Here is an 8,758-nt window from a genome sequence, read left to right as displayed (position 1 = left end):
TCTCGTGTTTACTCCTTTAAATGTTGGGTTTGAGTGCTTTTTCACTTCTTTTCAAATAAATCTGTCAGGCAGTCAGCGTATCCACCCTGCCGATCCTTGTTCTAGCAGTTCATAAATTTGGCGAAGGTATTGATATTAAAACAGCCGTAGATATACGTCATCAAATTTTGGCAGGTGGAGGTGAAATGCACTCAAACTGTGAAACTGTTTTACTTGATAATAGAACTCAACAGCAGGATGTTTGGGGTGCGAGTTGGAATCCTATTTCTCAAGAAATTTTCTATGAATCAATGGTAAATCTCCGTCCACGTCAAAATAGAGCAATGGAAATTTTAGATCCAGCGATTCGTGAACAGGTCAAACAAATCATCCACAAGTTATTAGGAGGCTTATGAATAACTGGACTGTAGAACAAATTGTCTTTCGTTGCGATCGCCTTTCTGTACGTCTTGAACGATTAGCACAGAACTTTCTGCAAATGGCATCTCTTAGTTTGGATGGGGTTAATGGGGAAGCGGTACTTGAGATTGTTAGAGAAAGTAAAGTATTTTTAGAACTGACAGCGATTGATTTAGATGTGGACAGTGCGTTTGAACTGGCTCAAATACAACGTCAATTGTCTCGATGGCATACCCATTGGTTGGAGACTTGGGCAAGTGATTCTAGTCGTCTGGAAATTTCAACCTTGTCTCAAACCTGGGCAAATCGAATTAGGGAGATGGCAGGAGTTCTGGTTTAAGGTTTTTAGTGCGATAGCGAAGCGATTCCTACGGAGCGCTTCTCTTCTCCTGAATGTTCTGCTATATTACAAGTGCGATCGCGAAGCACTACCTAGGAATCGCCGATCTTCTAGGGTGCGTTAATGAAATGTAACGTACCTTTTTGAATTGAAAGAGTCCCTTTCAAGCTTTCTGAACCTCTAGGCATTTTTCAAGCGATCGTATATCATCCAGCAATTCCCAAACTGCCAAATATTTTTTATTGCATTGCGATCGCATTCCAGCTACAACTGCAAAAAGCGGCAAAAAATTGTGTTCTGTAAGGGACTTCCAGAAAATAAAATCTTCAAATCGTATACTTAACAATACTATCACGCGGAGGGTAGGGAGACCCATTGGTGTCAACTTAACGTAGAACCCTTTCTATATCTCGTTCCCAGGCTCTGCCTGGGAACCAGAGGGGATAAGACTTCTCGCTTAAGTTGACACTAATGAGGGAGACCCTACCCCTACAATATTGGAGAATTTATTTCTTGGTGTTCTCTAACTATACTAAAAACGGGTTACAACTATACTTTTAGATTGCGTAAAAATCTTAAAGATGCTACCCTGCGGGAACGTGGAACGTACCTTCGTCAGCATGACAAAAGTTCAGTTTTTACCCGTGGGCAGTATACCAGCACACTAAAGAAATCTAAGTAATATAAAGCTTACTGATAACTATTAAAACTAAATTAACTATATTTACGTATTTATATTGAGAAAAACCCGGCTTTTTATTTCCATATAGAGGAAATAAATATACATAGCTTGACGATTCTTAACCCTAAATAAATTATGAGTACTAGGGGAAAAATTCATTTTTACTATTCAAGAGCGAAGTAAATTAAGAAGTGCGATCGCAGACTCATTGTACTTTCTCAATTCAAATCGTTACCATTCAGTTCCGACAGTCGAGCTACTTCAGTAAATCGCGAATATTTAACCATATCGGTAGAGGGAAAATCTGCCGACACTGCAAATAACCCAATTTTAATATCTTCAAAAAAAATTACACCCCCAATACGTCCTCCTGCTTGGAATGGTCCATGAAAAAACCGATATTCTGGAATTTGAATTAGGAGAGAATTTGTAATTTTTATGTTTTTGCCAAACAGTTGCTGACAAGTCTGATGGACAACAGCGTCTATGTATTCATTCCGAACTGCTTTACCCAAGTCAGTGAATTCCGGATGATCCGCAAAATTATCCATGTAAAACAACCAGATTTTAGAAAGGTCTTTTTCTTCCATCAGCTTTTCCTTGAGTTTCTGCAATCGGTAGATTTTCATAGTGTAGGTATTGATGAGATGGGGCAAGCAGACAACACTATTAAAAATTTACCATAGTGATGCGATCGCATAGCAGTTCTTTCAGGAAATAGCTAATCTTCTAAAGGTTGAATTAGGAGTTTTAGGGAAAAATTAGGTAATGATTTTTCAGATAAAATGACATTTGATTTATAAAAACAACTGACTTATACGATAAGCGATCGCACGGTTTATCCCATGATTTAAGGAAGCATCAGGGAACCATTATCTATATCTTCTCAAACCCTTAATATATAAGCAATTCCGCCATATAACTGCTGTGGGGCCATTGTCCGCCAAATAGGGCATAAATTTCAACAGGTTTAGCTGAAACTGTTATTCCTTGTTCATAGGATTTACCTGTAAAAGCTGCGAAACGCTTGCAAGCCTCTTGATAATAGGGACTATGCTGATATTTGGAATGGGTTAAGTCGATCGCAAACAATCCGTAAAAGTAGCGCGGTATACTTTGTAATGTTTCTGCAAGTTGACCGATATTTCGAGCCAGAATCGCATTGCGCGGAACTGTTGTTCCCCAAGCCGTATCTAATGCCCAAGCTGCGCTTGTGAGGTGGGAAGCTCCGCAAATTCCGCAGACACGAGGCGTAACAATTAATCCAGCTTGGGGGTCTTTACCGCGTAAAATAACTTCAAAACCACGAAAGAGTTCTGCGTGAGTCCAAGCATTAACAACTTGACCATTTTCGATTTCGACCCGAATATCTAAATCACCTTCGACTCTACCAACTGGTGATATATCAAGTATTTGAGTTCCCATTCTGCTCTCCTGTAGATTGTGTTAATGCCTAATTGTGAATGGGTAGTAGTCAGTGGCTAATTGTTGCTTATTGAACCCTTATCCCCTAATACGGTTCGGTTAAGGGAACACCAAGAAATAAATTCTCCACAATTGTAGGGGTCTCCCCACCCTTCGCGTGATACTTTTGGTAAGTATGTGAGAAAGAATATTTTATTTTCTGGAAGTCCCTAAAGGGGAAAGAGAAAAGGAAAAAACGTAAAAATAAGACTTACAGCAAATAATATTCTCCCATTTTTTGCTTATCCAAACTGTATTGCCTCATCCCCAACTATCAACTAACCGCCAATAAGTTTTGACTAATTAACTAAATAGTAAAAAAGTCTTCTTCAGCCCATTCTGGCATCGTGTCTTTCGATACCATTGTTAGAATTGCATAACCCGTTTTATTCACACCTGGTGGTAAGTCTTTGGGAACACCCATAAGCGTCTGAGTTTTAAACACAGTTCCCGGTTTGAGGTCATAGAAGGGAAATTCCGGTTCAGTACAACCAATACAAGGCATTCCAACACGGGTTTTTGATGAAGCACGATTCCAGAGAATTCGATTGCAGGAAGAATGGGTCATGGGTCCACGACAACCAAGGTCGTAGAATAGACAGCCTTTGCGCTGCCCGAATTCACTTATGGATGATTTGTAAGCGAAGTGGTTATTACGAGTACATCCGGTTTGCGTATAAGTATTGAAGAAAGTTAGGGGACGGTGAAGTTCGTCAAGAGCAATATCACCAATGCGTCCAGTTGCGATCGCAACTAATATCTGCGTTATCCAATCCGGGTGGGCAGGACATCCGGGTATATTAATTACTGGTAGACCAGATTTAGCACGAAAGTCTTTGCCTAAAAATCCACCTTCCTGACGCTTGAGAAATTGCAAACCGTTAGATTCGCTGGGGTTGGGTGACATTGCTGGAATTCCTCCCCAAGTAGCACAGTCACCTACCGCGATAACATAGTTAGCAACCTTAGATAAATCAGCTAACCAGTCCTTCATGGGGCGATCGGCAAAGCGATTCCAGGTTCCTGTACCATTGGGTGCGTTTATTACTGAACCTTCAAACACCAAAATATCTACTGGTATTCTACCCAAGACGCAATCCCACAGCATTGCTTGGAGATTTTCACCCATTTCTAGCCCTAGGGAGGGATGCCAAAGGATATTGAAACCAAAGTCAGCAATCAAGTCGCAGGCTGTAGGTTCTTCGGCGTTGAGAAAGGATGTAGTATAATCTCTATAGAATGAAAAAAACGCAGCCATGAATGAAAAATGGTTTTATGGTCGAGTCTCCACTGTCGAGCAGCAGGAAGACAGGAATGCCCTCAAAAAGCAGATGGAAAGGGGGAAAAATGCCGGATGTTCCCGTTTTTATTGGGATATCCAAAGTCGCACTACGGAAGTTCGGGATGGATTGCAGCAACTCATCGATAATTTGCAAGTCGCTGAAAAAGGTGCAATTAGTGAGTTAGTTGTGACGAGAATCGATCGCATAGGTAGTTCATCTAAGTTATTTTACACCTTGATGGAAGTATTGCGGAGTCAGGGTATAAAATTAGTAGCCCTTGACCAAACCATCGATACAGAAAGTTTAGGTGGGGAACTGACGGTGGATATTTTGCTGGCAGCATCGAAGTTTGAAATAAAGATGTTATCTAGTCGTGTTAGTGCCGAACGCAAGCATCGGATGACACAAAGAAAAAGTCATCGGTTTGCCCCTTTGGGCTGGAAAGTGGTGTGCGATCGCTATGTTCGGGATGAGGGTTGGTGCGTGTGTCTATTGGAGGGAAAGCGATGTTTCCAAGTCTGGGAATTAGCTTTGTTTATTTTTGAGGTTTTTAATGAATGTGGTAGTGTCCGTAAAACCTGCGATGTCCTGAATAAAATCTTTGGTACTCCCAGCAAGGTAGAACCACGAACTCGAAAAGAAGCCCGCAAACACATAATTGATGGGGAAAAATTAGACGATGCAGATTTTTCGTTAAGTACGAAGAATACCTTCAAACGATATCCCTGGGCAAGTCTGCAATGGTCGCCATCGGGGTTGAAAAACTTTTTAGTTAACCCAGTTCATGCTGGGGGAACTCCCTTTAATGTGACTACCAAAAGTCCATCAGGAAAGCAATTAAACCATTTCGATAAATGGGATTGTAATTGGGATACCCACGAGGGAATTATTTCCCGCGAGCAGCACGAACAAGTCAAGCAAACTATTCGCAGAAATACCAATAATCGTTGGGTTGCTAGCGAGAGAGTTAATCCTTTTGCCAATTTGCTAAAATGCTCCAACTGTGGGGGAGCATTAACTCGAATGTCCGGACAAACTCAAAGGGGAGGGAATCTAGTTAACTATTATCAATGTACCTATTTTTCCTTGGGAAGGTGCGATCGCAAGGAAATGATTCGTAGCGACAAACTCGAACAACAGGTTGCAGATTTACTGGTAAAAGAGGCTACTAGATTGTCTGGGATGGTAAATTTTGATGAGGATAAACGGGAAGAACCCGCAGAAGTAAGAGAACTGCGGGATACCCTAGCGGGGTTGGAAAGATTACCCGTCAATCCTTTCGTCGAAAAAGCCAAAGATGGTATCCGCGAACAAATATCTAGCACTTTAAACCTAAACGAAAAAATGACAACTCGCAGCTTACTTGTGAGGGAGGAATTGTCCCAAATGTTTCGCGATCGGGATTTTTGGGATAGTAGAACACCAGACGATAAGAAGCGTATACTAAACAGACTTGTCCGTCGCATTATTGTTGACAGACGGATTGTTTTGGGCATTGATTTTCTTTAATTCCCGTTTCCGCACCAGTTCTCGCCATTCTTCGAGTTGCCTCAGCCAAAATTCTTTATCAGTTTCAATTTGCATTCTCGGCACTTTCTCAATCTAATATTAGATTAGCCTCGAATTGGAAATTTTCTGTTATTAGCGAACGGAAGAATAAATCATCGTTACTGTATTGTTGTATAACTTGGAAATTTTAGTAGTTCAAACTTTAATTGCAAATTCCGCAGCGATACCAAAATGGTCAGATGGATACATGTACTGATTATTTGTGGCTGGATCGGTGAGAATTAATTGACAATTATTAACCTGTAAATGCTGATTAATAAATATATAATCAAGGGTTCCTTGCCAAGCTTTAGCTTGACCATGTACCAGCAGATTCATGACTCGTAATCCCACTTTGCGATGTATTTTTTTAGTGATTTTTACTAAAGGAGTTGGGCAAGTATATTCTGGTTCGGAATTATGGTAATTTGCGTATGCTGAAGTGAAATTATCCCGCAAAAAATCGATTTCTGGAGTATCAGGAGTAGCGTTAAAGTCTCCGACAGTAATTATTGGTAATTGGGGAGGTAATTCACCTAACCAATCAACTAATAATTTAAATTGTTCCATTCTTGCCTGACAGGAACCAGGTTTCCAATAATAGTGACCATTACAAAAAATGAATGGTTGATGATTGACTTCTATTTGTACATATTGAGCCAAACGACCTTGACCTTGTAAATCTAATTGTTCTTGTTGAATAAATGGATAACGGCTGATAATTGCATTTCCATATTCAGGACCACCCTTATAGGGTAATTGCTGGCATTTAGTCTGGTAAATATAAGGCATATCTAGCTTTTCGGCAATGCGATCGCCTGTATTTTCAGCGATATTTATTTCTTGTAATCCAACTATATCAGCGTTGGTTTGTTTCAATCCTTCTACTAATAAATCCTGACGTATATCCCAGAATTTCATATCAAATAAAAGATTGATTGTGGCGACTTTAATCATATTATTGAAAATTGCACTGAATTCTAATTACTGACTACTTCTTAAAACATACTACAATACTTCATCTTCTAAAGCCTTACGAGCAATTTTAGTTACATAAATTGTGACAGCAACCGTAGCAACAAAACCAATTATGCGAATAGCCCACTGTACAGAGGGATTTCCAGGTTGAGATTCAGAGCCAATTGTGGCAATACTACCAGCCAAAGAACCAATATAAACATACATAATTGTTCCGGGAATCATCCCAATTGAGCCAAAAATATAGTCTTTGAGAGAAACTCCCGTCACTCCATAGGCATAATTCAACAGGTTGAAGGGAAATATCGGAGAAAGTCGGGTTAACAAAACAATTTTCAGTCCTTCCCTGGCAACAGCTTCATCAATCGCCCGAAATTTTTGATTACCTTCTATTTTACTCGCAACCCAACCCCTTGCCCAATAGCGTCCAACAAGAAAAGCTGCGATCGCACCAATTGTTGCACCAATGAAGACGTACAGCGAACCCATTACCACACCAAAGACAACCCCAGCACCAAGAGTCAATATTGACCCTGGAAGAAAGGCGACAGAGGCAATAATATAAATTAGAATAAATGCTAATGCTCCCACGGAACCTAAATCATCAACCCACTGCAAAGCATTTTTTAGCCATGTTTGGGGATTGATATCGATCACATTTTGAGCCGATTCTTGTCCAAAAGCTGGTTCAGTAGCAAATATCAGGGCAATCCCAAATGCCAGTACCATGAATGCCATTCGTCTAAAACGCTTTTGTAATTTTTTCGCTGAGATATCTGTAATATTTCTCTTTTGACGTTGGAAGTCTCTAAGGGAACACCAAGAAATAAATTCTCCACAATTGTAGGGGTTGGGTCTCCCCATCCTTCCCATGATAGTGTTGGTAAGTATATGATTTGAAGGTTTTATTTTCTGGAAGTCTCTAAAATTAATCATAAAACTAAGCATTATTTTTGGTGATGTCTGTATATTGATATTTTCAACCAATAAAAACCCATAAGTATTATTATCAAATAATAACTCCCGGTTCGCCCATTTTTTTGGGAGTTAGATAAAAGAAAAATATTAGTACTGGAGTTCTAGAGTAGTTTAGCAACTACATTGAATTTTATTTATAAGTATAGGAGAATTACAGTGTAACTAAAAATATTGCATCAGAATGTAGGGCGCTCTATTTTTAACACGCTTTTAGAGCGGATGCCTGTGTACAAGGGATGGATATAAAATTAGGTCTGTTTTTTCTTTTTTTGGAGTAACTTGCGCTTATCGTCGTTGCTAATAAAAGAGATATTCTGCTGTCTAAATTTGAAAGTTTTGATATTTATGGCATTCACTCTTATCTCTCAATAAAAGCCTATTTAGGAGTAAAAGATTGACCATCAAGTTGAGTATAGATAGCAATTGGGAATCCAAGTAAAGAAAGAATGCGCTGCTGTAAAGGAGAGAGATTAGTTAAATGAGCATAAACCTCATCTTTAACCCCAATTAATATTAGTGTAATTTCCTTAAAAGCAGCTAGAATAATTTCAGCAGTTGGGCGTGCAGTTTCTCGCTTAGGATTACCAGTATAAAGTCCCAAAAGCTTTTCTTTATTTTCTTTTAGACTACGACGTACCTGAAATTCTAATAAAGTTAAAACACGCAAACCGATTGAAAGTAGACGAATTAAGCCAGTAATATGGTCTTCGCGTTGTAAATAAATTGGTGCTAAAGACAAAGGAAAACCTTTGAGTCTACTAAATCCTCGTTCTACCAAATACTCGTCTCTGTAACAACAAACTGCTTGTTTAAGAGGCAATACAGATGGGGTTTGATTCGTAACATAAACACGCCAACCTAACGACTTAATTTTTTGTGTAACAGCTAATTCTAAAATCTCAAAATCTAGATTTATTGATGTTGACTCTATGGTTTGAGGTGGTCTATCAAGATATCGCCTAATCGTTTTTTGATGTTTTGTAATTTGCAGATTAATTGTAAATAGTCCGTATCCGCTCGGTAAATCGGGGTAGAAAAAAAATCAGAATGTAAATTGGTACAGACTGCATTATAGAATATGAGACA

At 39.3% G+C, this 8,758-nt stretch carries 8 protein-coding genes and 2 pseudogenes; 3 read left to right on the top strand and 7 right to left on the bottom strand.

Features of this window, described 5'->3' with window-relative positions:
• Positions 1–59 precede the first annotated feature (59 nt).
• On the top strand, positions 60–395 hold the full coding sequence (locus tag CK510_RS21025; RefSeq protein WP_342745990.1) for a DUF5674 family protein: 336 nt from the start codon (positions 60–62) through the stop codon (positions 393–395).
• Positions 392–739, top strand: a complete 348-nt coding sequence (locus CK510_RS21020; RefSeq protein WP_095723562.1) for a hypothetical protein — start codon at positions 392–394, stop codon at positions 737–739. Before CK510_RS21025 ends, CK510_RS21020 begins: the two co-directional genes overlap by 4 nt.
• Positions 740–902: 163 nt before the next feature.
• On the opposite strand, the gene CK510_RS34055 is transcribed toward CK510_RS21020, so the two are convergent.
• From CK510_RS34055 to CK510_RS21000, 4 genes and pseudogenes are all read right to left on the bottom strand, one after another.
• The gene (locus tag CK510_RS34055; RefSeq protein WP_281257065.1) at positions 903–1,025 is read right to left on the bottom strand and encodes a hypothetical protein; all 123 of its coding nucleotides are present in this window, start codon (positions 1,023–1,025) and stop codon (positions 903–905) included.
• 614 nt (positions 1,026–1,639) lie between these two features.
• The gene (locus tag CK510_RS21010) at positions 1,640–2,050 is read right to left on the bottom strand and encodes a hypothetical protein (protein WP_095723560.1); all 411 of its coding nucleotides are present in this window, start codon (positions 2,048–2,050) and stop codon (positions 1,640–1,642) included.
• A 286-nt stretch (positions 2,051–2,336) separates the two neighbouring features.
• Positions 2,337–2,846: pseudogene (locus CK510_RS21005) on the bottom strand (nickel-dependent hydrogenase large subunit); the annotation flags it as partial.
• Positions 2,847–3,192: 346 nt separating this feature from the next.
• Positions 3,193–4,143, bottom strand: a complete 951-nt coding sequence (locus CK510_RS21000; RefSeq protein ID WP_095723559.1) for an NADH-quinone oxidoreductase subunit B family protein — start codon at positions 4,141–4,143, stop codon at positions 3,193–3,195.
• Here CK510_RS21000 and xisF point away from each other — a divergent pair.
• Entirely contained in the window at positions 4,142–5,677 is a 1,536-nt protein-coding gene (xisF, locus tag CK510_RS20995) for a fdxN element excision recombinase XisF (protein WP_095723558.1), read from the top strand. The two genes, CK510_RS21000 and xisF, sit on opposite strands and share 2 nt — an antisense overlap.
• A 195-nt stretch (positions 5,678–5,872) precedes the next feature.
• Here xisF and CK510_RS20990 read toward each other — a convergent pair whose 3' ends face one another.
• The 3 genes and pseudogenes from CK510_RS20990 to CK510_RS20980 all read right to left on the bottom strand — a co-directional run.
• Complete coding sequence (locus CK510_RS20990; protein WP_095723557.1) at positions 5,873–6,673, bottom strand: endonuclease/exonuclease/phosphatase family protein; 801 nt, start codon at positions 6,671–6,673, stop codon at positions 5,873–5,875.
• Positions 6,674–6,724: 51 nt separating this feature from the next.
• Positions 6,725–7,432, bottom strand: coding sequence for a TVP38/TMEM64 family protein (locus tag CK510_RS20985; protein ID WP_095723564.1), 708 nt, complete (start codon positions 7,430–7,432; stop codon positions 6,725–6,727).
• A 616-nt stretch (positions 7,433–8,048) separates the two neighbouring features.
• A pseudogene (locus tag CK510_RS20980) lies at positions 8,049–8,681 on the bottom strand (IS1634 family transposase); the annotation flags it as partial.
• Between the last annotated feature and the right edge of the window lie 77 nt (positions 8,682–8,758).

It is taken from the genome of Brunnivagina elsteri CCALA 953 (assembly GCF_002289455.1).
Lineage (GTDB): Bacteria > Cyanobacteriota > Cyanobacteriia > Cyanobacteriales > Nostocaceae > Brunnivagina > Brunnivagina elsteri.
The sequence above is the reverse complement of the archived record's forward strand: the minus strand, read 5'-3'. Positions and strand labels throughout refer to the sequence as shown.